This is a genomic window from Amycolatopsis coloradensis, from assembly GCF_001953865.1.
Classification (GTDB): Bacteria; Actinomycetota; Actinomycetes; order Mycobacteriales; family Pseudonocardiaceae; genus Amycolatopsis; species Amycolatopsis coloradensis.
In genome coordinates, this window is the sequence record NZ_MQUQ01000036.1 from 1 (window position 1) to 22,661 (window position 22,661).

Consider the following 22,661-nt stretch of genomic DNA (forward strand, 5'->3'; position numbering starts at 1 on the left):
GTGTCGCGAAAGCCACTTTCGGGACACCTGATGTCCCGAAAGTGGCTTTCGCGACACCCAGGGGTGACACCCGCGCAAGCCCCAGACCGCAACCAGAGGACTACTTGCGGTCGTCCAGCACCTCGAGGAACGCCTTGGCGGCAGGCGTCACCGTGAACCGGTTCCAGACGAGATGCTCGATGCGCGCGGGCGCGTCCGTCACCGGCACGGTGACCACGCCGGTCAGGTTCGGCACGTACTTCGACGGCAGCAGCGCCACCCCCAGCCCCTGGTGGATGAGCCGCGCCATGAAGTCGGCGGCCGTCACCTCGAAGGCGACCTCCCTGGTCACCCGCGCGGCGGCGAACGCCTGGTCCGTCTGGGCACGCCCCGCGGTTCCCGCCGGGAAGTCCACGAACACCTCCGACGAAAGCCTGCTCAAGTCCACTTCGGACTCGTCGGCGAGGGGATGAGCGGGCGCCACCACGGCGACCAGGTCGTCACGCCCCAGTTCGCGGGTACCGACCCCTTCCGGCCGGGCCGACATCGGGAGCCCGAGGAACGCGACTTCGATCGCGCTGTCCTTGACCTGCTCCACCAGGTCCTCGCTCGCGCCGACCCGCAGCCCGATCCGGACGTGCGGATAGCGCCGGTGGAACGTCTGCAACGCGGCGGGGACGTCGACCGCCGCGACGGTCGGGATGACGCCGACGGTGAGCCGCCCGCGGATCTCGCCGACAGCCGCCGCGACCTCCGAACCCGCCCGTTCGGCCGCCTCGAGACATTGGCGGGCCGCGGGCAGGAACACCTCGCCCGCGGCGGTGAGCCGCACCCGGCGGCTCGTCCGCTCGAACAGCCTCGCGCCGAGTTCCCGTTCCAGCCGCGCGATCTGGTGGCTCAGCGCCGACTGCACGACGAGGCACCGTTCCGCCGCGCGCGTGAAGCTGTTCGTCTCCGCCACCGCCACGACGTAGCGCATCTGCTGAAGCTCCATGGATTCATCTTGAATCAAGATGGATCACGTGACAAACATGCGTTGGACTCATTGATCGTCGGGACTCAAGCTGAGAAGCGTGAAAACGCTGACGACCGCCCCGCTCACCGCCGGACTCACCGGCACCGCGCTGACCGCCTTCGCTCCCATGGTCTGGGGGACGACCTACGTGGTCACCACCGAACTCCTCCCGGCCGGGCATCCGCTGTTCGCCGGACTCATGCGCGCCCTGCCCGCGGGCCTGATCGCGCTGGCCATCACCCGCACCCTCCCGCGCGGCACCTGGTGGCTGAAGGCGGCCGCGCTCGGCGTCCTCAACATCGGGATGTTCTTCCCTTTGCTGTTCCTCGCCGCCGAACGGCTGCCAGGAGGAGTCGCCGCCACGCTCGGCGCCGCACAGCCGCTCCTCGTCGCGATCTTGGCCGTGGCCGTGCTGCGGCAGAGCCCGTCCGCGTGGCGGTTCGCCTGGGGAATCGTCGGGATCGTGGGCGTCGGATTGGTCGTCATCGGCCCTGCGGCGGGCTTCGACCTCGTCGGAGTCCTCGCCGGTCTCGGTGGCGCCGCGACCATGGCGCTGGGCGTCACCCTCACCAAACGGTGGGGGCGCCCGGCGGACGTCGGGCCGACGGCGTTCGCCTCGTGGCAGCTCACCGCGGGCGGACTGTTCCTGGTGCCGGTGACTTTCCTGTTCGAAGGCGCGCCGCCCGCCATCGACCTGAACGCGGCACTCGGCTACCTCTGGCTCGGCCTGATCGGCGGCCTGCTCGCGTACGTCCTGTGGTTCCGCGGCATCACGTCCCTGCCGGTCACTTCGGTCGCCGTCCTCGGCCTGCTCTCACCGATGGTCGCCGCGGTACTCGGCGCCGTCCTGCTCGGTCAGGGTCTCGGCCCGATCCAGCTCGCCGGTTTCGCCCTCGCACTGGCCGCGATCGTGGCCGGCCAGATCACCCCGAAGACCAAGCCTGGCCGAGACCGGCATGTCACGGTCGGATAGTGAAGAAATGGGGCGGATCTCCTGGTGAGGGCGTCTCTGGGCTTCGTTCGGCCTCGACCTGGATCTCGATGTTCGTCTTGTGGGCGATCGGATCCCAGATCTCCTCGATCGGCGCCAGGAGTGACTGGCTGACACCGGCCCGGCGGGCACGTGCGGCGTACCACGCGAACCCGGCCAGAAAGAGGGGGAGACTGAGAAACGCGGCCACGGGTGCCAGGAACTCCATGTACTCCGACGATACAGTAACATCGTGTTTCCAGAAACGTTCTGTTACTGAATTGGCGGGCGATGACCAGGCTGACACGGGCCGAGCAGCAGCGACGCACCCATGAACACCTACTGGACGCCGGGCGCCAGGTGTTCCTGCGGCGCGGCTTCCTGGCAGCGACGGTCGAGGAGATCGCGGCCGACGCCGGTTACACCCGCGGCGCCGTCTACAAGCATTTCGGCGGTAAAGAAGGACTGTGGCTCGCGATCATCGAAGCGAGTGCGGACACCCATCTCCATGGCCTGCGGGAAGCCCTCGCCCGCGCCACCACCCGCGACGAGGTGATCGCCGCGCTGCGCCCCGCGGATGTCGCGGACAAGGACGCGGCGAAGTGGAGCGCGGCGGCCGCGGAAGTGCTCGCGGCGACGGCGCGGCAACCCGAAACCGCCGACCTCGTCGCCGCCATCCAGCGGCGTCACGACGATGAGGTCGTCGCGCTGCTCGTCGAGCACTCGAAGCGGTTGGGTCTCGAACCCGCGATGCCGCTCCACCAGGCAGTCGTGATGCTGGGAGCCTTGGGCATCGGCCTCGCTCTGCGCCAGACGGTCGCCCCGGCGGAAGACCCCGTCGCCATCCTCACCCACGCGCTGGACTCGGTGTTCCCGCCCGAGGCAACGTGACGGACTCACCGGACGTACTCCCGATGACGACCTAGGGGAGGGTTCGATGCAGACGTATCCGCTGCAAGAAGGCGAAGAAGTGTTGTGGGCCGGGACATCGCAGCGCCCGCGAAAGTGGTTTCCCGAGTACACGCAGATGATCGCGATCACCGGACTGGTCGTCTTCCTGATCGTCCTCAGGCGCCATTTCTCGGGATGGTCTCTGCTCGTCGGGGCCTACGTCGTCCTCTTCGGCCTTTTACTGCAACGTGCGAGCGATCGGCGGGCACGGGATCGCGCCATGTCCTATCTGGTCACCAGCCACCGGATCATCTTCGTCGCGAGCTGGCCCAACGGCACGGAGTTCCGCTGGGCCTGGCTCCCGTACCTCCTCCTGCCGCCGCGGGTCAAGGCCGATGCATCGGGCGTCGGCACGATCTCCTTCGGCGGCTGGTGGAGTCGGGTGCAGTTCCGGGAAAAAGAACTTCGAGGCGCGTGGGCACCTCCGGTACTGGAATTGCGGGCGATCGCCGACGCGGCGAATGTGGCGAAGCTGATCGTGCAGACCCGGCACCGGGCGGCCACGACCACCTACACTCAGGCGCCGTGATCGATTCCTTCACCACCGCCGACCTCGTCGACGAACACGGCGACCGGCTGCGCGTCTGCGACACCCAGTTCCGCCAGTTCGGCGGGCATCGGAAGTTCTCCGGCCCGATCCGGACGGTCTCCTGCCACGAAGACAACGGCCTGGTCAAGAAGCTGCTGGCCACTCCGGGCGACGGCGGTGTCCTGGTGATCGACGGCGGCGGTTCCCTGCACAGCGCGCTCACCGGCGACATGATCGCGAAGTCGGCCGTCGACAACGGCTGGGCCGGAGTGGTCGTCAACGGCGCCGTCCGTGACAGCGCCGAGCTGGCCGAACTCCCGCTCGGGGTGAAGGCGCTCGGCACCAACCCGCGCAAGAGCTCCAAGGCCGGTGCCGGCGCCGTCGACGTCCCGGTCGGGTTCGGGGGAGTGACCTTCATTCCCGGCGACACGCTCTACTCCGACGAAGACGGTGTCGTGGTCCTTCCCTCGACAACCGCCTGAACCAGCTCAGACGACGATGACCCGGCGTCCGCGGGTGTGACCGGCGTGGCTGTCGACATGCGCCGCCGCGGCTTCGGCCAGCGTGTACGACTTCTCGACCGGGATGTGGAGCTTTCCCTGTGAGATGAGCCGCGCTGCCTCGGCGAGCGCGTCCGGCACACTCCCGGCCACGCCCGAGAATCGGACGCCGAACTCCGGCGCGCCGAGATCGGCGATGCTGATCACCTTGTGCGGATCCCCGGTCAGCTCCACGAGTTCGGGGATCACGCCCGAGCCCGCCAGGTCGAGTGCCGCGTCGACCTGGCCGAGCTGCCGCACCCGCTCGGCCCAGCCGTCGCCGTAGGTCGTGGCGATGGCGCCGAGGCCGCGCAAATAGTCCTGGTTCGCGGTCCCGGCCGTGCCGATCACCGTGATGCCGCGTTCGCGGGCGATCTGGAGTACCGCCGATCCGACTCCACCGGATGCGCCGCTGACCAGCAGCGTCTGCCCGGCCATTACATCGACTTCGCGAACGAGGCGCAGTGCGGTCTCCACCACGGAGGGGTATCCGGCCGCCTCTTCGAACGTCAGGCCCGCGGGCATCTTGGCCCAGGCCGACAGCACCGCGAACTCGGCATAGGTGCTCGAACCTTCACCGAACACGGGGTCCCCGATCTCGACTCCTTCGACGCCCTCGCCGACTTCGTCCACCGTCCCCGAGGCGTCCAGACCGACCCCCGAAGGCAGCACTGTCGGGTGAGCCCCCAGGACCTGGCCCTCGCGGACCCTCCAGTCGACCGGGTTCACCCCGGCCGCCCGCACCGCGATGCGTACCTGACCTGGGCCCGCGTGAGGCTCCTCGGCGTCGATGAGCCGCAGGACATCCGGACCGCCGAACTCGGCGAACATCACTTTCTTCATGAGATCGACCGTAGCACTAACGGTTAGCCTTTTGAAACTGATTCACTTTTGCATCTGATAGCGTTGCGACATGAACGAACCGCCCGGACGTCGTGAGCGCAAGAAGGCCGCGACCCGGCAGAAGATCGCCGAAACCGCCCTGCGGCTCTTCCTGGAACGCGGGTACGAAGCGGTGGGCATCCGTGAAGTGGCCGCGGAGGCTGACGTCGCCGTCACCACGCTCTTCTCGCACTTCGCTTCGAAAGAGGCCTTGGTGTTCGGGCAGGACGAGGCCTTCGAGCAGGGCCTCACGCAGGCGGTCGCCGACCGGGCTCCGCACGAGCCGCTCATCCCCGCGCTGCGTCACCAGATCCACGCGATGGTGCGGCATTGCACTGCGGACGGGGTCGCCGCGATCTGGCGCATGATCGACGACACGCCCGCTCTGCGGGAGTACGAAGATTCGATGCGGCTGCGTCATGCGGAGTCGCTGGCCACGGCCATCGCCGCCGATCCGGGCCTGTCGCGGAGCACGACGGCTTGCCGGACGATCGCGAGGTTCGCGCTCGACGCCTACTCGCTGGGCCGTGAGGCGGCCGATCCGGAGAGCGCGGTGGACGAGATCTTCCGGATGATCGACGCGGCCTGGGAAGTCACCTGTCGTTCCGAGTGAGCCCGACGGCGACCAGGATCGGTGAGCACGAACCGCGTGGCCATCTCGAAGAGCGCGGTCACGGTGTGCGCGACGATCTGCGAATCGAGTTCCGCCGGGGCACCGATGGCGTCCAGGAGCTACCTTGTCAGTGACTCCGCGCGGTCGCTGAACTCACCGTTGCTCCCGGCGTACTCGTCGGCCGAAAGGCAATCCCCGGCCTGTGCGGAGAAGGGGGCGGGTCGACCGCCGGGGCGCGCGCAATCGGCGCTTCCGCTGCTGACGACCGCCACAGTCACCGTGCTCGCTCCACCCGTTGACACGGTTCATTTGCGGGCGACGAGCCGTTCCACCAGCCCGAGTTTGAAGCGCTCGCGGCGCTCGACGGTCAGGCCGAGGTCGCCGATCTTGTCGGACGGGCGCCGGAGGAAGTGCTCGCCCGCCATCGGCACGGTGATCTTTTCGGTGAGCCATTGCAGGCCGCGGACGGCACGTGACGAACTCGCGATGTGGTCGAGCAGGATGAGGCGGCCACCGGGCCGCAGGACCCGGGCCATTTCCCCCAACGCCTTGCCGTGGTCGGGGATGGCGCAGAGCCCGAGGGTGCAGACCACGGTGTCGAACGAACCCGCGTCGAAGGGCAGGTCGTGGGCGTCGGCCCGGCGCAAGGTCACCGGATGACCGAGGCTTTCGGCGCGACCACGGGCGATGTCGAGCATGCCGTCGCTGAGGTCGATGCCGGTGAGCGTGACGCCGCCGGGATAGAGGGGCAGGTTCAGGCCGGTGCCGACGGCGACCTCGAGGACGTCGCCGCTCGCCTGCCCGCAGGCCCACGACCTGGAGTCGCCGAACAGCTTCCGGTCGAGGAACTGCATCTCCCGGTCGTAGTTCCGGGATTTGCCGTCCCAGTAACGGTTCCACCGCGCGGGCCGGGTCATGACGCTCCTTTCAGCAGCAGTGTTCACCGCGCCAGGCTTCGCGGCCTTCCTTGACCGCGACGGCGGCGATGACGAGCGCGACCAGCGGATCGGCCCAGTACCAGCCGAACAGGCTGTTGAGCAGCAACCCGACGAGCAGCACACCGGAGAGGTACGTGCAGAGCAAGGTCTGTTTCGAGTCGGCGACGGCGCTCGCGGAGCCGAGTTCGCGGCCGGCGCGACGCTGGGCGTGCGAAAGGAACGGCATCACGAGCAGCGAGATCGCCGCCAGCACGATGCCGACGGTGGAATGCTCGGCGGGGTCGGCCCCGAACAGCGCGCGGACGGACTCGACAGCGACATAGGCGGCGAGTGCGAAGAACGACACCGCGATGACTTTGAGTGCGGTGCGTTCACGCGCCGCGGGGTCCTTGCCGGAGAACTGCCAGGCGACGGCCGTGGCGGAGGCGACTTCGATGACCGAGTCCAGGCCGAAACCGATCAACGCGGTCGAGGAGGCGATCGTACCCGCGGAGATGGCGACGACCGCTTCGACGACGTTGTACGTGATGGTCGCGGCGACCAGAAGCCGCACGCGGCGCGACAGCACGGCGCGGCGATCCGAGCCCAGCGTGCCCACAGTGGACCTGGTTGTGCAGCAGCCGTCCGCGCAGGTATCGCTCACCGGAGCACCCGAAGGTCGGCTTCGTCGTCCACGCAGGGCTCTGCCGTATCGACGGCAAGCACGACCTGCACCAGTTCGCGCAGCGCTCGGGCGAGGTGGGCGTCGGCGAGTGCGTAGCGGACCTGGCGGCCTTCGTAGGTTGCCACGACCAGACCACAACCTCGCAGGCAAGCGAGGTGGTTGGACACGTTGGAGCGGCTCAAGCCGAGCTGTGCGGCCAACTGGCCGGGATAGCTCACTCCGTCGAGCAGGGTGACCAGGATCTTGCACCGGTTCGGGTCGGCGAGCGCGCGTCCCAGCCGGGCGAGCGCGGCGCCCTGGGTCTCACATGTCAGCACAGTCAGAACAGTACAGCATTCGCTGACGTATTGAGAGCCTTCGCCCCTGTTCGGGCCGGCGCGGAGGAGGCACTCACCACGATCGCCGGACTGTCCGAAATGGACTCGCGCGTCCGCGGTCCTGCTTGGCCTCCGACGCCGACATCGCCACGGGCACCGTGAAGCCAGTGCGCGACGGATTCTGGTCAAGCTCCGGATCGCCACCCGCGTGCAAGCGGTGATCCGGGCGCACGAGTCCGGAGTGGTCACCGGGGACGACTGACACGACGGAGTGTCCGGACGCGACCCTCTGTTTCGTCGCCGTCCGTCAAGCCATCCTCGACCACGGGCGAGCGGATGACCCGAAAGTGTGCGCCTGACCCACTCCAACGGCCGTATCGCCGGCACGTCCAGGAGTTTCGAGGCGGCTCCGTCTAACACTTGAGAACATTTACTGCCCCAAGCGCGTGGCGCTGTTCAACAGTCGGGTCACGTTCACAAATGATTGCGCCAACAATGGCGAACCGGCATTCGGGTGGCCTTTCCCCATTACCCGAAAGTGCGCTTGTGCTGGCAAAACACCTTGCTATGTTGATCCGTGCGGGGCCGCCACCACGGGAAATAACCGGCACGCCGCGCCGTTTGAATGGGTCCTGTGTGGATCTAGTTTGTTCACGTGACTATCGAAGGGTGGACCTTGCTGTGACCGTGACCGAATCGGACACTTCCGCCGAAGGTGTCCAGGGGTCGGAAAACCCGCAGCTGAGTTTGGGCCGGGCCGCCGCGCGCAACCTGGCGACCACGACCAAAACCGTTCCGCAGATGCAGGGCATTTCGTCCCGGTGGCTGCTGAAGATGCTCGACTGGGTTCAGGTCAACGGTGGCGCTTACCGGGTCAACCGACGGCTCAGCTACGCGGTCGGCGACGGACGGGTGACGTTCTCGAAGGCAGGCACCGAGGTGAGCGTGATCCCGGCGGAACTGGGCGAACTGAAGCCGCTCAAGGGTTACGACGACGAAGAGGTCCTCGAAGAACTCGCCCGCCGCTTCGAACAGCAGGAGGTCTCCGCGGGCGACGTGCTCGTCGAGTTCGGGCACCGGGCCGACCGCGTCTACCTCATCGCGCACGGCAAGATCACCAAGAGCGGCCCCGGTCACTACGGCGACGAGACCGCGCTCGGCGTGGTCAAGGACGGCGACTACTTCGGCGCGCAGGCGCTCGTCGGAGGCGACGGCATCTGGGAGTTCACCGCGAAGGCGACCACGGCCTGCACCGTGCTGACGCTGTCCCGTCAGGCCTTCCAACACGTGCTGGAGCAGTCCGAATCCCTGCAAGCCCAGATCGCACAGGCTACCCAGGACACGGGGCGTGCCAACGACTTCGGCGAGGCGGAGATCGACATCTCCTCCGGCCACGACGGCGAACCGCTGCTGCCGGGCACGTTCGTCGACTACGAGACCGCGCCGCGCGAATACGAACTGAGCGTCGCCCAGACCGTGCTGCGGATCCACAGCCGCGTGTCCGACCTCTACAACCATCCGATGGACCAGACCGAGCAACAGCTCCGGCTGACCATCGAGGCGCTGCGTGAGCGGCAAGAGCACGAAATGATCAACAACAGCGACTTCGGCCTGCTGCACAACGCAGACTTCTCCCAGCGCATCCCGACGCGCACCGGGCCGCCGACCCCTGACGACTTCGACGATCTGCTTTCCCTGGTGTGGAAGGACCCCGGCTTCTTCCTCGCGCATCCGCGCACGATCGCCGCGTTCAGCCGTGAGTGCAGCAAACGGGGTATCTACCCGATCGGCTCCGACCTCGGCGGGCACAAGGTGCCGTCCTGGCGCGGCATCCCGATCCTGCCGTGCAACAAGATCCCGGTGAGCCGGACCAGCACCAGTTCCGTGCTCCTGATTCGCACCGGCGAGCAGAGCCAAGGCGTGGTCGGCCTGCGTCAGCTCGGCCTGCCCGACGAGTACGAGCCCGGTTTGAACGTGCGCTTCATGGGGATTTCGGAGCAGGCGATCATCTCCTACCTCGTCAGCACGTACTACTCCGCCGCCGTGCTCGTGCCGGACGCGCTGGCCGTGCTCGAAGCCGCAGAACTCGGCCGCGAAGGATGACCGCCACGACACCGGAGGCCGAACGGCGGCTCAGTCTCGGCCCCGCGGCCGCGCGGAACCTGGCCACGACCACCAAGACGCGGCCGCAGATGCAGAGCATCACGCCGCGGTGGCTGCTGAAGATGCTGCCCTGGGTCGAGACGACCGGTGGCACGTTCCGGGTCAACCGGCGGCTCACGTACGCGATCGGTGACGGGCGGGTGAGCTTCACCAACGTCGGCACCGAGGTCAGGGTCGTCCCGCAGGAACTGGCGGAATTGGCGCTGCTGCGCGGTTTCGACGACGAGGACACGCTCACCGCGCTCGCCGACCGGTTCGTGCAGCACGAGTACCAGCCCGGCGAGACCATCGTCAGCCACGGTTCTCCCCTGGACGAGGTCGTACTGGTCGCCCACGGCAAGGTCGCCAAGGTGGCGCCGGGCGAATACGGCACCGAGGCCGCCGTCGGCGGCATGGCCGACGGCGACCACTTCGGCGACGAAATGCTCGCCGGGATCGACCGGAACTGGCCGTTCACCGTCAAGGCGGTCACCCCGGTGATCGTGCTGACCCTGCGTGCCGACGACTTCGCCGACCTCAACGGCCGATCCGAGGCCATGCGCCGGCACGTGCAGGACATGCTGGCGCTGGGGACCAAACCCCAGAACGCCAAAGGTGAGGCGGAGATCGAGATGTCGTCCGGGCACGACGGCGAGCCGCCGCTGCCGGGAACGTACGTCGACTACGAGATCTCACCGCGCGAGTACGACCTGGCCGTCGCCCAGACGGCGCTGCGGGTGCACACGCGGGTCACCGATCTCTACAACGGGCCGATGAACCAGTTCGACGAGCAGCTCCGGCTGACCATCGCGGCACTGCGGGAGCGGCAGGAACACGATCTGATCAACAATCGGGAGTTCGGGCTGCTGCACAACGCCGACCTCAAGTCGCGGTTCCAGACCCGGTCCGGACCGCCGACACCCGACGACATGGACGAACTCGTCAGCCGCCGCCGCAAGACGAAGTTCTTCCTCGCCCATCCGCGCGCGATCGCCGCGTTCGGCCGGGAATGCACGCGGCGCAGGCTGTACCCGGAAGGCACCACGGTCGAGGGCAAGGTGGTCGCCGCTTGGCGCGGGGTGCCGCTGCTGCCGTGCGACAAGATCCCGATCACCGACGCGGGAACGTCGTCGATCCTCGCCATGCGGACCGGGGTCGAGGACAACGGCGTGATCGGCCTGCACCAGACCGGCCTGCCCGACGAATACGAGCCCGGCCTGAACGTGCGTTTCGACGGCATCACCGAACAGGCCGTGGCCACCTACCTGGTCAGTACCTACTACTCGGCGGCCGTTCTCGTGCCCGACGCCCTCGGCGTCCTGGAGAACGTCGAGGTCGCGCGTTGACCCCTCGTCCCGCCGCAATGACACCGAACGCCCGAGAAAGGACCACACAAGTGACCGTTGCCCGCACTCCCGCTCCCTCCAAGGTTCTGCGCACGGAGTACCAGAAGTCGGTGGCGTCGTACTGGAACCTGGAGAAGGATCCGGTCAACCTGCGATTGGGCGACGTGGACGGGCTGTACCACCACCACTACGGGGTGGGCGAGGTCGACTGGTCGGTGCTGGAAGGCCCCGAGAGCACCCGCGACGAGCGGATCATCGCCGAGATGCACCGGCTGGAGACCGCGCAGGCGGACGTCCTGCTCGATCACCTCGGCGACGTCAAACCGGACGACCGGCTGCTCGACGCGGGCTGTGGGCGCGGCGGGTCCAGCATCATGGCGAACGCGCGGTTCGGCTGCCACGTCGACGGGATCTCGATTTCGGAGAAGCAGGTCGAGTTCGCCAACCACCAGGCGAACGTGCGCGGGGTCGCCGACCGGGTGCGGTACCACTTCCGCAACATGCTCGACACCGGCTTCGAAACCGGTTCGCGCAAGGGGATCTGGAACAACGAGAGCACCATGTACGTGGACCTGTTCGAGCTGTTCGCCGAGCACGCGCGGCAACTGGAGTTCGGCGGGCGCTACGTCACCATCACCGGGTGCTACAACGATGTGACCGGTGGCCGGTCCAAGGCCGTCGCGCAGATCGATCAGCACTACACCTGCAACATCCATCCACGCAGCCAGTACTTCAAGGCGATGACGGCGAACGATCTGGTGCCGATCTCGGTGGTGGACCTGACGGCGGACACGATCCCGTACTGGGAGTTGCGGGCGAAGTCGTCGGTGGCCACCGGTATCGAGGGGCCTTTCCTCGACGCCTACCGCGAAGGCAGCTTCCACTACCTGCTCATCGCCGCGGACCGCGTCTGATTCCGAGACCACCGGAGTTGAAGTGATGACGGAACACGGTGCTCTGGCCACCTTGCTGGCCGGCCCCAGCGGGCTGGGCACGTCCGCCGCACGACTGGCGGCCCGGCTCGCTCAACCCCCGGCTGTTCCTCTGGTGGCGGAGGAGATCCCTCCGCCACCAGAGGAACTCAGCCTCGATCCCGCCTACGCGTTCCGGCCATGGGGTGACGGTTCGGCGCCGCCGCTGTACTGCCCCGTCACCGAACGGATCAACGATCCACTCGGTGAGGAGGTCGACCGGCGGCTGATCGCGTGGGCGGGGGAGTGCGGTTTCGACAAGGAGGAATGCGAGCAGATCGGGAAAGCGGGCTTCGGCAGGCTGGTCATGCTCGCGCACCCGGACTGCGAGGATCCGGACCGCCTGCTGATCTCGGCGAAGCTCAACGCCGCCTGGTGGGCGGCCGACGACCTCTACGCCGACGACACCTCGCTCGGAGCGGTGCCCGCGGAACTGCCGCCGAAGCTCGCGCTGGCGATGGCCGCGATGGACCCGGTGCCGTCCTTGGGCGAGTTCAGCCACGACCTCGACAAGACATTGCGAGGCGACCGCGTCCTGGTGGCACTGAATTCGGCGACGGATTTCCTGCGGCGGTCGGGGACGCCCGCGCAGGTGCAACGTGTCTGCTATTCCACCTTCGCGATGTTCGTGAGCTGGACCGCGTACGCGGCGTGGCGCCACAGCGGGAAATACCCGCCGGCGTGGGAGTACCTCGCGGCCCGGCAGCATGACAGCTTCTACACGTCGATGACGTTGATCGACGTCCTCGGCGGCTACGAACTGACGTCGAACCTCTACTACGACCCGCGGGTCCGAGAGGCGGCGATCCAGGCGGGGACGGCTGCGGTGCTCGTCAACGACGTGCACTCGGTCGCCAAGGATCTGGAGGACGAATCGCCGCCCTGCAACACCGTGCTGCTGATCGCCGACGACCGGAAGTGCACGATCGAAGAGGCCACGGCGATCACCGTCGAGTTGCACAACGACGTCGTCCGGGACTTCCAGGCGGCGCACGAGAAACTGAGCGGGGTGCCTTCCCTGGAACTGCACCGGTTCATGCGTGGGTTGCGAGGGTGGATGGGCGGCGGCTTCGAATGGCACTCGACCAGCCCGCGGTACCGGACGAAACCCCGCAATTAGTCCTCTAGTTGCGGTAGTTCGTGTTACGAGCTACCGCAACTAGAGGACGAAACGCTAGACGACGCCTGCCGCGATCAGCTGGTGCCAGATCACTCCTTGGTCCACGACCTCGACTTCGAGATTCTCGGCCTTGGCGATCTTGCCTGCCCCGACGTCGGCGCCGGTGATGAGCATGTCGGTGTTCGCCGAGACCGACGACGCGGTGGTCGCGCCCGCCTTCTCGCACAACCGCTGGAAGGTCGGGCGCGGGACCTTCTCGCCGGAGCGGGGGTCGCTGATCGAACCGGTGACCACGACCGTCTTCCCTTCCAGCGGCGCACCGGCGACGACGACCGGCGGGAGGTCCTCTTCCCGCACATCCAGCGAGACACCGACCTCCCGCAGCCGCTCGAGTTCGGGCCGCAGCCGGGTGAGGTGTTCGATCAGGGACGCGGCGACCTTCGGGCCGATGTCCTCCACGGCCACGAGACCCTCTTCGCCCGCTTCGGCGACGTCCTCCAGCGAACCGAACCCCGCCCGGCACAGTCGTGCGGCGGTGCCTTCGGAGGCCATCGGGATGGCCAGGCCGATCAACGCCCGGCGCAGCCCGACGGCTCGGCTCGCGTCGATCGACTCGATCATGCGGGTGGCGGAGATGTCGCCGATGCGGTCGAATTCCAGCAGCGTTTCCTTGGTGAGCCGGTAGAAGTCCGACGGGTGTTCGAGGATCCCGGCCTCGGCGAGCCGCTCGATCCAGACCCCGCCGATCGCGTCGATGTCCGCGGCCGCCCGTGAAGCCCAATGGATCAGCCGCCGGACGGTCTGGGCGGGGCAGGCGACGTTGGTGCAGAACAGTTCCCGGCTGTTGCCCTGTTCGGTCAACGGCTCTTCGCAGGACGGGCACACCGACGGCGGCACGATCTCGCGTTCCTCGCCGGTGCGTTTGGAGGCGTCCAGGACGCCCGCCACGAACGGGATCACGTCGCCTGCGCGGCGCACCAATACGGTGTCGCCGATCTTGATGCCGCGAGCGCGGATGACCTCCTGGTTGGCCAGTGTCGCCCGGGTGACGGTGGTCCCGCCGACGAACACCGGCTCCAGCCACGCCACGGGCGCGATCTTGCCGGTCTTGCCGACGTCCCAGACCACGTCGGCGAGCAAGGTGGTCTTCTCCTCGGCGGCGAACTTGAAGGCGAGCGCGCCGCGGGGCGAACTGGACCGGGTTCCGGCGGCGGCGTAGGCGTCGCGATCCGCCAGGCGCAGCACGGCACCGTCGAGGTCGTAGTCGAGGTCGTGACGCTGCTGCTCGATGGTCGTGATGACGGCTTGTGCCGCTTCGGCGTCCTCGCAGTGCCGCATGTCGGCGGCGGTGAACCCGAGCGTCCGCAGCGCGCCGTCGAGATCGGTTTCCGCGCTGTCGGGTTCGGTGGAGAGGTCGAAAGCGGAGAACCGCAGGCGCCGTTCGGCGACGGTGGCCGGGTCCTTGGCCCGCAGGGTACCGGCGGCGGCGTTACGCGGGTTGATCAGCGGTTTGTCCGGGTGCACCTCGTTGTACGCGGCGAAGGTGGAGCGCAGCATGACCGCCTCGCCGCGCACCTCGACCCGTCCGGGCGCCTCGACCTGCTCCGGGACGCCGTCGGTCAGCGCCCGCACCAGCATGGTCACGTCGTCACCGGTGGTCCCGTCGCCACGGGTCACCGCCCTGGCGAGCCGCCCGTTCTCGTAGACCAGGGCCAGTGACAGGCCGTCCAGCTTCGGCATGACGACCACCGACTGCCCGGGGAACCGGGTGAAGAACGCCGTGACCTGCTCCGGTTTGGTCGCCTTCTCCAGCGAGAGCATCGGACGCGAGTGCCGGATGGGCGCGTGCAGCACGGCGGGCGCGCCGACCTGGTCCAGCGGGTTCGGATCGGGCGTCAGCTCCGGGTTGGCCTCGATGAGCCCCCGCAACTCGTCTTCGATCGCGTCGTAGTCGGCGTCGGCCACTTTCGGCGAGCCCCGGTAGTAGGCGTCGCGAAGGACGACGATCTGATCGGCGAGTTCTTGGATGCGGTCCCGAGCGTTCACGGGGCAGAGATTACCCGTGACCACCGACAGAACACCGTCCGAAGAGGACTCGTGTCACGGGTTGATGGCGAGTACGAGGAACGAGGCCAGCAGCACCAGGTGCACGCCACCCTGGAGCCGGGTCGCGCGGCCGGGGACCACGGTGAGCACGCTGACCGCGATCGTGAGCGCGAGCAGCACGATGTGGGTCGCGCCGAGGCCCAGCAGCAGCGGCCCGTCCAGCCAGATCGACGCCAGCGCGATGGCCGGGATGGTGAGGCCGATGCTCGCGATCGCCGAACCGTAAGCGAGGTTGAGGCTGGTCTGCATCCGGTCGCGCCTGGCGGCCCGCGTCGCGGCCAGGGTCTCGGGCAGCAGGACCAGCAGTGCGATCACGACACCGACGAACGACTGCGGGAAACCGGCCGCGCTGACCCCGGCTTCGATCGCGGGCGACTCGACCTTCGCCAGGCCGACGACCGCGATCAGCGCGACCAGCAGCAGACCGAGGCTGGTCAGCGCGGCCTTCTTGGTCGGCGGCTCGGCGTGTTCCTCCTCCTTGACGGAGCCGTCGCTGTCGACCGGCAGGAAGAAGTCGCGGTGGCGCACGGTCTGGGTGAGCACGAAGAGGCCGTAGAGCAACAGAGAAGCGATCGCGGCGAAGGTCAGCTGCGTGCCGTTGAAGGCCGGGCCGGGGGTGCTGGTGGTGAACGTCGGCAGGACGAGGCTGACGGAGGCGAGCGTCGCGACGGTGGCGAGGGCGCCGCCGCTGCCTTCCGGGTTGAAATGTGTCTCGCCGTAGCGGCGGGCGCCGACCATGAGCGAGATCCCGGCGATGCCGTTCATGGTGATCATCACCGCGGCGAACACCGTGTCGCGCGCCAGTGTCCCGGCCTCCGGCCCGCCGGAGGACATCATCGTGACGATCAGCGCGACCTCGATGATGGTGACCGCGATCGCCAGCACCAGCGAGCCGAAGGGTTCCCCGACACGATGCGCGACCACTTCGGCGTGGTGCACCGCGGCCAGCACGGTCGCGCCGAGGGCGAGCGCGACGATGGCCACCGGAACCGGGCCCAGGTCACGGCCCCAGCTCAGCGCCAGCACCACTATGGCGAGGACCGGGGTGACGGTGGTCCAGGACACGGGGAATCGTCTGCGCGAAGCGGCCATGAGGTCACCTTCGCACACCCTGCGTGACATCGCCGCTCCATGTGGGGCGCTGGGTGACGAGGTTCTTAGCGGACGCCGACTCCGCCCAAAGGGTCCCCGACAAGAGATCGGCCGCCCTCGGTGCGATGCGCGTCGCCCCAGGAAGAGATCTTCGGACCGGTGCTGGTCGTCATTCCCGCAGACGACGCAGACGACGAAGACGACGCGGACGCGCACCGGGACGGTCACCGTCAATGGCGCGCCGATCGGCTTCGGCGGGTACGGGGACTCAAGACCGTCACCGTGCCGCTCACGGAACGCGAGTGCCGGGGACCTTGATCGTGATCCGCTCGTCCGAGGCCACGATCCGCTGAAGCCGGAACCGGCACAGGGTGTGGAACATTTCGCCCAGTTCCTCGGGGTCGATCCGGCCTTCGAGGTCGCGCCTGCTCGCGTTGAGGACCCGGCTGATCACGGCCGTGGATACGCGACCGCCGAACTCGCCCATCAGCCAGACACCGATTTCACCGATCTCGTCCGTGATCGTGCTCTGCGCGGTCATCAGTCTGACCCCTCTGCGTCGGAGTGTCACCGGTTTGCCCGGCGACACTCCGACGGCCGAGGGGAAACCCCATGACGGGAGAATCACGAGATTGCTCCACTCGGCGCAATCCGCGGTACGCGGGAGATTCACCTGCCCACGTTCCGTGTTCGCCCGAGCGTCGGTTGCACGGAACCGTGCAGTGGCCCGGAGCGATCTACGGGGAAACCCCGATGTGATCGACCTCGGCGTATGTCAACCTCGGAAGTGACCGTTGAGGACAGTGCGGAGAGGAGAGTACACGCGTAGTGGCTCCACCAGAGGATGAAGAAATCACGCAGTGGACAGCGGAATTGACGGCCTTCACCGAGCTGTACCGGTCGGCGGAGGTCGCGGGATCGGCGGAAACCGTCTCGCACGCGGGCTGGCACGCCGGGGCCCGGCTCGGGTCGAGCACCGCGAGCGGGCGGCTGCTGGCCTACAACGAAGCGGGTGTCGAAGCGGAGTGCGTCTTCCAGGAGGGAGACCGCCCGCTGTTCAACATCATGAGCCGCGGCTATGGGGCCGACACCGCCGAACGAGGGTTCGCGGTGTGGAGTTCGCGCCCTGGTGTGCTCGGAGCGGTCGACACCGGGGTACGCCGGTTGGAGGTGGCCGACACGGACGGCGGCGTCGTCCCGGCCGACATCGTGGCGCACACCTTCGCCGTCGACGTCGACCTCGGGCCGACGCCTCAGACGGTCGATGAGGTCTTCGCGCCGTGGGATCCGCCGGAGTTGACGGTCCGGGTGTACGGCGAGGACGACGCGTTGCGGTACGAGGGTCCTTTGCTCAGCGCGTGACCGCCACTCCCCAAGTACCTGAAGGCCCCCTTCCTTGCGCCTGGCGCAAGGAAGGGGGCCTTCAGGTACTTCGAGGTCAGCCGTTCGGAGCCGTGATGACCGCGAACTTCGAACCCTTGCTCGCGATCCGCTCGCTGAGATCGGTGGTGATCGTCTCGATCGGCGCGTAGTTGTTCAGTTCACCGGCCTGGCAGGGACCCGACCGGGACTGCTGGTTGCCGATCAGGATGCCGAGCGCGGCGTGATCGGCCTGGCTGAACAGCGGTCCGCCGCTGTCGCCCGGACGGGCGCACAGGTCGGTGTTGATGCCGACGTCCGTGGACAGGACGCGACCACAGCGGGTCCCGACGAGGTAGCCGGCGCCCGCGCCACTGTCGACGGAATCGGGGTAGTTCACCGCGCTCGACGCGGTCCCGCTGGCACAGACGACATAGCCCGCCTTGATTTCGGCGAGCTTGCGGGTGCCGGTGATGTACTCGTCCATCGAGGTGGCCTGCGTGCCGCACGGGGTGTCGGCGTTGCTGTCCATGCCACCGTTGCGGCAGTACTTCAGCACCCGGTTGCGGCCGGTCTGGCCCTCGAGCCATTTCGTGGCCGCGGTGTCGTCGACATACGGCAAGGCCGCGTAGTCGTACGGGTACGAACTCTTCTCGATGCCGTGCTGCTGCACGACCGCGTTGCCGTTGTGCTGGGTCGGCGTGTTGTTGGTCTTGGTCCGCATGCAGTGGCCCGCGGTCAGAACCCAGCCTTTGCCGGGGAAACCGCCGCCGGTGGACCGCAGGTTGAAGGCGCTGGTGCACCCGCCCCAGGTGCCGTCGTCCCGCTTCATGTCCAGCCTGATCCCACCACGCATCGGGCCATAGTTGGTGCAGTAGAGCGGATGACAGAAACCGAGGTCCACGTTCGGCGTGGACAGCGCGTTCGGATTCTTCAGGACGCGGGAGACGACCATGCCCGGTTCCGCCGCCGCGGCTTGGCGAGCGGTGTTCACTTCGGCGGTCACGACGTCGCCGGCGGCGCGCATGGACGACTTCTCCTGCGCCACCCAGCCACGTTCCCACAGCACGACGCGGTTTTCGGACTCGCTCACCGACGGCAGGTAAACCGCTTCCGGCCCAGCGCCGACCTTGGCAGCGACGCGTTCCTTCGCCGCTGTGAGCTGCTGCAACGAGTGCCGGACTTGTTGCGTGCGAACTCCGGCCCGGGCGGGCATCGCCCGCAGATACGGCTCTGCCGCCGCAGGTTCGGTCATGGCCACGACCAGCTGGCCCTTGCTCTGATCGAGCCACATGCCCCCGTACTCGGCACCGTGATCGCGTCGCAGCAATTCGTCCAGTTTGCTGCCGTCTGTCTGCAATTCCAGACGGCGCAACGCCTCCCGCTCGTTCACCTGGTAGGTCTGGACGAGGTACTGCACTGATTCCCGCACCGAAGCGGGGTCGAGCGTGGTGTGGAACGACTGCACGGTGTCGGCCAGCGCCGGGCTGCTCAGTGCCGTGGTCGCCGCCAGCACCGAAACAGCCAGGGCCCCCAGGCTTCCAGCTCTCCGCACGAGATCTCCTCACATGTCAGGGACTTCGCCATCATTTAACCGGAGTGCGCCTGGTGGATGTGCGGAGTTTTCGACAACGAGCCGAGACCCGAGATGGTTGACGGGGTCCGTGAGGACTCCTTGAGGGACTCTGGGTCCCTCAAGGAGTCCTTCACGGACTGGGCTACAGGCTCGGCTCCCGCCGCTGTTTTCCTTGACGGGCCTTGACGATCCAGGCACCGAAGAGAGTCAGGAGACCGACGCAGGTCCCCACCGACGCACCGAACTCCGGAGTGCTGATCTTCACGACGCCGACGACGATCCCACCGCCCATCGTCAGCAGCAGGCACATCCGCAGGGTCGGGGCCCAGCCGGCGAGAACCGCCATCGCCAGGCAGAGCCAGCTGTCGCGGGTCTGCACTTTGCGATGGCGGCCCGGGGTCCTCAGGAGGGGCCGCGCCGTGCGGATCATTTCCGCGGAGGTGGCGACCCGGCGAGGCGGATTCTCGACGTGCTCGATGACGACTGTGACCCGTTGGGGCGGGCCGTTGTCTGGTGTCTTCGCGTTATCAGGCTGTAGGGTCACGACTGTCCTGTCCTTGTTCTAGCGAGCGGGCGAATGGACATCCGCGTGGCCTCCTGTGACAGCAGGGGGCCACGCGTGCGTTACCGGTTCTTTACCGGTGCGGCTGAGAACATCTTGGCGAAAGCAGACTGTGACCGTTCAGTAGTACAGCGTGTGTCGCGCTGAACGGTATGCACCCGTCGCTCAACGGTCTGGGTGACTCTGAAAACTACTCAAAGTAGTCAGTGACGCCGAATGGCCGAGTGCCGTCAAACAGACTCGACAGTCCGGCGGCTTGCGATCCCGGGATCGAGCCAGGTCACCACAACGTGCGCCGCCGCACAGATCTCCGCAGGTGGGAGGCCACGACCGCGAACCTGCGCGCACCGTCTTCGCGAGAATGAAAGATGCTGATCGCCACTGCCGTTTGCAGTCAATTCTACTCAATTTCGGCGAGATTCGAGCAGCTGTGCTCACGGTGGGTTCACTCGATCGGGCAGTTCGTCACCCGTTATCGCCTCGCTCGGGTCACGAACAGCGAGTGACTGCTCTGTTCGAGTGGTCACACTCCGGACAGGTTCTCGCGGGCATGGAGGCTGCTTAACAGTGCGAGGGCGTGAGCGCTGGGAGTGGCGGGTTCGGCGTGGTAGATGATCAGTTGCTGGCCGGGGGCGCTGCGCACGTCGAATGCCTGATAGGTGAGGACCAGCGGGCCGACGTCGGGGTGCACGAGATGTTTGGGCTCGCGGGTCTTGCCGCGCACCTGGTGGGTCTCCCACAGGTCGCGGAAATGCGCACCGCCTTCGCTGAGTTCCGCGATCAGGCTTCGCAGGCCGGCATCGTGCGGGTCGAAGCCCGCGGCCATCCGCAGGTTCGCCACGGTGGCCTGCGCGGTCCAGTCCCATCGTGCGTAGAACTGCCGTCCAGCGGGGTCGAGGAAGGTCATCCTGGCGAGGTTGCCCGCCACTCGGAACGGCGAGAACAACGCGTCGGCGAGAGCATTGGCGGCCAGTACGTCCAAGACGCGGTTCAGCACGAAAGCGGGAGTGTGCGGGTAGCCGTCCATGAGTTGCCGCAGTTCAGGGCTCACGGTCCGGGGCGACGGCGCGGGTGTGCTCTCCGGTGTCGCGCCTGCCAGCCGGAACAGGTGGTCGCGAGCGTCGGGATCGAGATCCAAGGCGCGGCAGAGGGCGTCCAGCACTTGCGGCGAGGGGTGGGTTTCGCGGCCTTGTTCCAGGCGGGTGTAGTAGTCGGCGTTCACCCCGGCGAGGACGGCGACCTCTTCGCGACGCAGGCCGGGCACCTTGCGCCGTCCGGAATAGAGCACGCCCGCTTCTTCGGGGGTTCGCCCCGCGCGTCGCGCGCGTAAGAACGCTCCCAGCTCACTGCTGCCCATGACATCAGGGTAAGTCGCCGCCGTCCCGGTTGGCCGGGTGTGGCACACCCGGCCAACACACGTCCTGCCATCGCTTCCCGCCGTCGACGATGCTGATCGGTATGACGAACGAATTGACGGGCAAGGTCGCCCTGGTCACCGGTGCCGCCCGCGGGGTCGGCGCGGCCACGGTCGCGTGGCTGCACGCCCGGGGTGCGTATGTGCTGGCCACCGACCTCCGTCCCGAGGTGGAAGACCTCGCCGCCCGGTTTGACCGTGTGTCGACCCTGGCCGGTGACGTGTCCCAGGAAGACACCGCGGTGCGCTCGGTGGCCGCGGCGATCGACCGGTTCGGCGGCTTGGACATCCTCGTCGCCAACGCGGGCCGGTCGGTGAACAAGCCCATCACCGAGACCACGGCGGCCGACTGGGACGAGTTGATGTCGGTCAACGCCCGTGGGACGTTCCTGCACGCCCGGGAGGCGTTCCGGGTCATGCGCGACCACGGTGGGGGCGTGATCGTCACCGTCGGGTCGTTCGCCTGCACCGTCGGGCTGGTCGACGCGGCCGCGTACAGCGCGTCCAAGGGAGCGTTGGCGCAATTGACCAAAGTGCTCGCGCTGGAAGGCGGCCCGCACGGTATCCGCGCCAACGTCGTCGCCCCCGGGGTGATCGAAACCGACCTGCTCGACGACTTCCGTGCCGACAGCCGGGAGTACCTGCGCTCCTTTGGCGATGCCCACCCCTTGGGCCGTGTCGCGCAGCCCGAAGAGATCGCCGAGGTGATCGGTTTCCTGGCCTCGCCGAAGTCGAGTTTCGTCACCGGCGCGGTCGTGGCCGCCGACGGCGGCTACACCACAGCCTGAATCCCCGTGAACCCGACGAGAGGAGAATGAACATGCCTGAAAGGCTCGCCGACAAGGTCGCGTTGATCACCGGAGCGACCGGCGGCATCGGACAAGCCACCGCGGAACTGTTCGCCCGCGAAGGCGCCCGGCTGGTCGTCACCGACCTCGCGGAGAAAGCCACGGAAGAGCTGGCCACACGTCTGGCACCGGCAGGTGCCGAGGTGCTGGCCGCGCGCTTGGACGTCTCCTCGGCCGAGAGCTGGAGCGAGGTCATCGAGTTGACTCGTCAGCGCTTCGGCCGTCTCGACGTCCTGGTCAACCTCGCCGGCATCGTGGACTGGCCAGGCGTCGAGGACACCACGCAGGAGTCCTGGGACCGCGTGATCGCGGTCAACCAGACCGGCACCTGGCTAGGGATGAAGGCCGCCATGCCCTTGCTGCGCGCCACCGGCAACGCCTCCGTCGTCAACACCTCCTCGGTGCTCGGCCTGGTCGGGAGCGGAGCCGCCGCCGCGTATCAGGCGTCCAAAGGAGCGGTACGGCTGCTGACCAAGACCGCCGCCGTCGAGTACGCGACCCGTGGCGTCCGGGTCAACTCGGTGCATCCCGGGGTGATCGCCACGCCGATGATCCAAGATCTGCTCGACGAGCAGGGCGACCGGCAACCCGACATCGTGCGCACCCCCATGCGCCGTGCGGGGGACCCCGCCGAGGTCGCCGCCGCGATGCTTTTCCTGGCAGGCGACGAATCCTCGTTCGTCACCGGAACCGAACTCGTGGTCGACGGCGGCCTCACCGCTTACTGA

General features: G+C 67.8%; 24 protein-coding genes. 12 read left to right on the plus strand and 12 right to left on the minus strand.

What is annotated here, in order from left to right:
* Positions 1-100: 100 nt before the first annotated feature.
* Positions 101-973 carry a LysR family transcriptional regulator gene (locus BS329_RS39525; RefSeq protein ID WP_076168478.1) on the minus strand — a complete coding sequence of 291 codons (873 nt, stop codon included), beginning with the start codon at positions 971-973 and terminating at the stop codon, positions 101-103.
* A 79-nt stretch (positions 974-1,052) separates the two neighbouring features.
* On the opposite strand from BS329_RS39525, the gene BS329_RS39530 reads away from it, so the two are divergent.
* Positions 1,053-1,967 carry an EamA family transporter gene (locus BS329_RS39530; RefSeq protein ID WP_076168480.1) on the plus strand — a complete coding sequence of 305 codons (915 nt, stop codon included), beginning with the start codon at positions 1,053-1,055 and terminating at the stop codon, positions 1,965-1,967.
* Here BS329_RS39530 and BS329_RS39535 read toward each other — a convergent pair.
* The gene (locus BS329_RS39535; protein WP_244197472.1) at positions 1,954-2,193 is read right to left on the minus strand and encodes a hypothetical protein; all 240 of its coding nucleotides are present in this window, start codon (positions 2,191-2,193) and stop codon (positions 1,954-1,956) included. The two genes, BS329_RS39530 and BS329_RS39535, sit on opposite strands and share 14 nt — an antisense overlap.
* 62 nt (positions 2,194-2,255) lie before the next feature.
* Here BS329_RS39535 and BS329_RS39540 point away from each other — a divergent pair, with 62 nt between their 5' ends.
* Genes BS329_RS39540 through rraA form a run of 3 tightly spaced genes read left to right on the plus strand, consistent with a single transcriptional unit; the run spans position 2,256 to position 3,926 of the window.
* Complete coding sequence (locus tag BS329_RS39540; protein WP_076168482.1) at positions 2,256-2,855, plus strand: TetR/AcrR family transcriptional regulator; 600 nt, start codon at positions 2,256-2,258, stop codon at positions 2,853-2,855.
* 46 nt (positions 2,856-2,901) lie between these two features.
* Complete coding sequence (locus BS329_RS39545; protein ID WP_076168483.1) at positions 2,902-3,444, plus strand: hypothetical protein; 543 nt, start codon at positions 2,902-2,904, stop codon at positions 3,442-3,444.
* Positions 3,441-3,926, plus strand: coding sequence for a ribonuclease E activity regulator RraA (rraA, locus tag BS329_RS39550; protein WP_076168485.1), 486 nt, complete (start codon positions 3,441-3,443; stop codon positions 3,924-3,926). The genes BS329_RS39545 and rraA overlap by 4 nt, the downstream gene beginning before the upstream one ends.
* A 6-nt stretch (positions 3,927-3,932) precedes the next feature.
* Here rraA and BS329_RS39555 read toward each other — a convergent pair whose 3' ends face one another.
* Positions 3,933-4,826, minus strand: coding sequence for an NADP-dependent oxidoreductase (locus BS329_RS39555; RefSeq protein ID WP_076168486.1), 894 nt, complete (start codon positions 4,824-4,826; stop codon positions 3,933-3,935).
* A 70-nt stretch (positions 4,827-4,896) separates the two neighbouring features.
* Here BS329_RS39555 and BS329_RS39560 point away from each other — a divergent pair, with 70 nt between their 5' ends.
* Positions 4,897-5,478, plus strand: a complete 582-nt coding sequence (locus BS329_RS39560; protein WP_076168488.1) for a TetR/AcrR family transcriptional regulator — start codon at positions 4,897-4,899, stop codon at positions 5,476-5,478.
* A 305-nt stretch (positions 5,479-5,783) separates the two neighbouring features.
* Here BS329_RS39560 and BS329_RS39565 read toward each other — a convergent pair whose 3' ends face one another.
* From BS329_RS39565 to cmtR, 3 genes are read right to left on the minus strand one after another with little or no spacing between them, the layout of a single operon-like run.
* The gene (locus tag BS329_RS39565; RefSeq protein WP_076168489.1) at positions 5,784-6,395 is read right to left on the minus strand and encodes a class I SAM-dependent methyltransferase; all 612 of its coding nucleotides are present in this window, start codon (positions 6,393-6,395) and stop codon (positions 5,784-5,786) included.
* 10 nt (positions 6,396-6,405) lie between these two features.
* Entirely contained in the window at positions 6,406-7,059 is a 654-nt protein-coding gene (locus tag BS329_RS39570) for a cation efflux transmembrane domain-containing protein (protein WP_208619368.1), read from the minus strand.
* On the minus strand, positions 7,056-7,397 hold the full coding sequence (gene cmtR, locus BS329_RS39575; protein ID WP_076168491.1) for a Cd(II)/Pb(II)-sensing metalloregulatory transcriptional regulator CmtR: 342 nt from the start codon (positions 7,395-7,397) through the stop codon (positions 7,056-7,058). The genes BS329_RS39570 and cmtR overlap by 4 nt, the downstream gene beginning before the upstream one ends.
* A 681-nt stretch (positions 7,398-8,078) precedes the next feature.
* On the opposite strand from cmtR, the gene BS329_RS39580 reads away from it, so the two are divergent.
* The 4 genes from BS329_RS39580 to BS329_RS39595 are packed head-to-tail and all read left to right on the plus strand — an operon-like array spanning position 8,079 to position 12,976.
* Entirely contained in the window at positions 8,079-9,500 is a 1,422-nt protein-coding gene (locus BS329_RS39580) for a family 2B encapsulin nanocompartment shell protein (protein ID WP_076168492.1), read from the plus strand.
* Complete coding sequence (locus BS329_RS39585; protein ID WP_076168493.1) at positions 9,497-10,885, plus strand: family 2B encapsulin nanocompartment shell protein; 1,389 nt, start codon at positions 9,497-9,499, stop codon at positions 10,883-10,885. The genes BS329_RS39580 and BS329_RS39585 overlap by 4 nt, the downstream gene beginning before the upstream one ends.
* 50 nt (positions 10,886-10,935) lie before the next feature.
* A complete protein-coding gene (locus BS329_RS39590) occupies positions 10,936-11,799 on the plus strand; it encodes a geranyl diphosphate 2-C-methyltransferase (protein ID WP_084750804.1) in 864 nt (287 codons plus the stop codon).
* A gap of 25 nt (positions 11,800-11,824) precedes the next feature.
* Complete coding sequence (locus BS329_RS39595; RefSeq protein ID WP_076168497.1) at positions 11,825-12,976, plus strand: family 2 encapsulin nanocompartment cargo protein terpene cyclase; 1,152 nt, start codon at positions 11,825-11,827, stop codon at positions 12,974-12,976.
* A 54-nt stretch (positions 12,977-13,030) separates the two neighbouring features.
* On the opposite strand, the gene ligA is transcribed toward BS329_RS39595, so the two are convergent.
* The 3 genes from ligA to BS329_RS39615 all read right to left on the minus strand — a co-directional run bounded on the left by ligA (position 13,031) and on the right by BS329_RS39615 (position 16,715).
* The gene (ligA, locus tag BS329_RS39600) at positions 13,031-15,022 is read right to left on the minus strand and encodes an NAD-dependent DNA ligase LigA (protein ID WP_076168499.1); all 1,992 of its coding nucleotides are present in this window, start codon (positions 15,020-15,022) and stop codon (positions 13,031-13,033) included.
* Positions 15,023-15,076: 54 nt separating this feature from the next.
* The gene (locus BS329_RS39605) at positions 15,077-16,174 is read right to left on the minus strand and encodes a calcium:cation antiporter (RefSeq protein WP_076168500.1); all 1,098 of its coding nucleotides are present in this window, start codon (positions 16,172-16,174) and stop codon (positions 15,077-15,079) included.
* 289 nt (positions 16,175-16,463) lie between these two features.
* Complete coding sequence (locus BS329_RS39615) at positions 16,464-16,715, minus strand: hypothetical protein (protein WP_076168504.1); 252 nt, start codon at positions 16,713-16,715, stop codon at positions 16,464-16,466.
* Positions 16,716-17,002: 287 nt separating this feature from the next.
* Between BS329_RS39615 and BS329_RS39620 the strand changes: the two genes are divergently transcribed.
* The gene (locus BS329_RS39620; protein ID WP_076168506.1) at positions 17,003-17,536 is read left to right on the plus strand and encodes a hypothetical protein; all 534 of its coding nucleotides are present in this window, start codon (positions 17,003-17,005) and stop codon (positions 17,534-17,536) included.
* A gap of 76 nt (positions 17,537-17,612) precedes the next feature.
* Here the strand turns inward: BS329_RS39620 and BS329_RS39625 are convergent, their stop codons facing one another.
* The 3 genes from BS329_RS39625 to BS329_RS39635 all read right to left on the minus strand — a co-directional run bounded on the left by BS329_RS39625 (position 17,613) and on the right by BS329_RS39635 (position 21,028).
* Complete coding sequence (locus BS329_RS39625) at positions 17,613-19,088, minus strand: trypsin-like serine protease (RefSeq protein WP_244197473.1); 1,476 nt, start codon at positions 19,086-19,088, stop codon at positions 17,613-17,615.
* A 163-nt stretch (positions 19,089-19,251) separates the two neighbouring features.
* Positions 19,252-19,488 (minus strand): hypothetical protein, encoded by a 237-nt coding sequence (locus tag BS329_RS39630; RefSeq protein ID WP_244197474.1) that lies wholly within the window; start codon positions 19,486-19,488, stop codon positions 19,252-19,254.
* 706 nt (positions 19,489-20,194) lie between these two features.
* The gene (locus tag BS329_RS39635) at positions 20,195-21,028 is read right to left on the minus strand and encodes a helix-turn-helix transcriptional regulator (RefSeq protein ID WP_076168510.1); all 834 of its coding nucleotides are present in this window, start codon (positions 21,026-21,028) and stop codon (positions 20,195-20,197) included.
* Between the two features lie 101 nt (positions 21,029-21,129).
* On the opposite strand from BS329_RS39635, the gene BS329_RS39640 reads away from it, so the two are divergent.
* Complete coding sequence (locus tag BS329_RS39640) at positions 21,130-21,873, plus strand: SDR family NAD(P)-dependent oxidoreductase (RefSeq protein WP_143253425.1); 744 nt, start codon at positions 21,130-21,132, stop codon at positions 21,871-21,873.
* A gap of 32 nt (positions 21,874-21,905) precedes the next feature.
* Positions 21,906-22,661 (plus strand): SDR family NAD(P)-dependent oxidoreductase, encoded by a 756-nt coding sequence (locus BS329_RS39645; protein ID WP_076168523.1) that lies wholly within the window; start codon positions 21,906-21,908, stop codon positions 22,659-22,661.

What these genes read in the sequence shown, in the direction of transcription:
- BS329_RS39525 (WP_076168478.1), bottom strand. Translation starts at nt 973, where the DNA reads ATGGAGCTTCAGCAGATGCGCTACGTCGTGGCGGTGGCGGAGACGAAC.
- BS329_RS39535 (WP_244197472.1), bottom strand. Translation starts at nt 2,193, where the DNA reads ATGGAGTTCCTGGCACCCGTGGCCGCGTTTCTCAGTCTCCCCCTCTTT.
- BS329_RS39540 (WP_076168482.1), top strand. Translation starts at nt 2,256, where the DNA reads ATGACCAGGCTGACACGGGCCGAGCAGCAGCGACGCACCCATGAACAC.
- BS329_RS39545 (WP_076168483.1), top strand. Translation starts at nt 2,902, where the DNA reads ATGCAGACGTATCCGCTGCAAGAAGGCGAAGAAGTGTTGTGGGCCGGG.
- BS329_RS39555 (WP_076168486.1), bottom strand. Translation starts at nt 4,826, where the DNA reads ATGAAGAAAGTGATGTTCGCCGAGTTCGGCGGTCCGGATGTCCTGCGG.
- BS329_RS39560 (WP_076168488.1), top strand. Translation starts at nt 4,897, where the DNA reads ATGAACGAACCGCCCGGACGTCGTGAGCGCAAGAAGGCCGCGACCCGG.
- BS329_RS39565 (WP_076168489.1), bottom strand. Translation starts at nt 6,395, where the DNA reads ATGACCCGGCCCGCGCGGTGGAACCGTTACTGGGACGGCAAATCCCGG.
- BS329_RS39585 (WP_076168493.1), top strand. Translation starts at nt 9,497, where the DNA reads ATGACCGCCACGACACCGGAGGCCGAACGGCGGCTCAGTCTCGGCCCC.
- BS329_RS39595 (WP_076168497.1), top strand. Translation starts at nt 11,825, where the DNA reads ATGACGGAACACGGTGCTCTGGCCACCTTGCTGGCCGGCCCCAGCGGG.
- BS329_RS39605 (WP_076168500.1), bottom strand. Translation starts at nt 16,174, where the DNA reads ATGGCCGCTTCGCGCAGACGATTCCCCGTGTCCTGGACCACCGTCACC.
- BS329_RS39615 (WP_076168504.1), bottom strand. Translation starts at nt 16,715, where the DNA reads ATGACCGCGCAGAGCACGATCACGGACGAGATCGGTGAAATCGGTGTC.
- BS329_RS39635 (WP_076168510.1), bottom strand. Translation starts at nt 21,028, where the DNA reads ATGGGCAGCAGTGAGCTGGGAGCGTTCTTACGCGCGCGACGCGCGGGG.
- BS329_RS39640 (WP_143253425.1), top strand. Translation starts at nt 21,130, where the DNA reads ATGACGAACGAATTGACGGGCAAGGTCGCCCTGGTCACCGGTGCCGCC.
- BS329_RS39645 (WP_076168523.1), top strand. Translation starts at nt 21,906, where the DNA reads ATGCCTGAAAGGCTCGCCGACAAGGTCGCGTTGATCACCGGAGCGACC.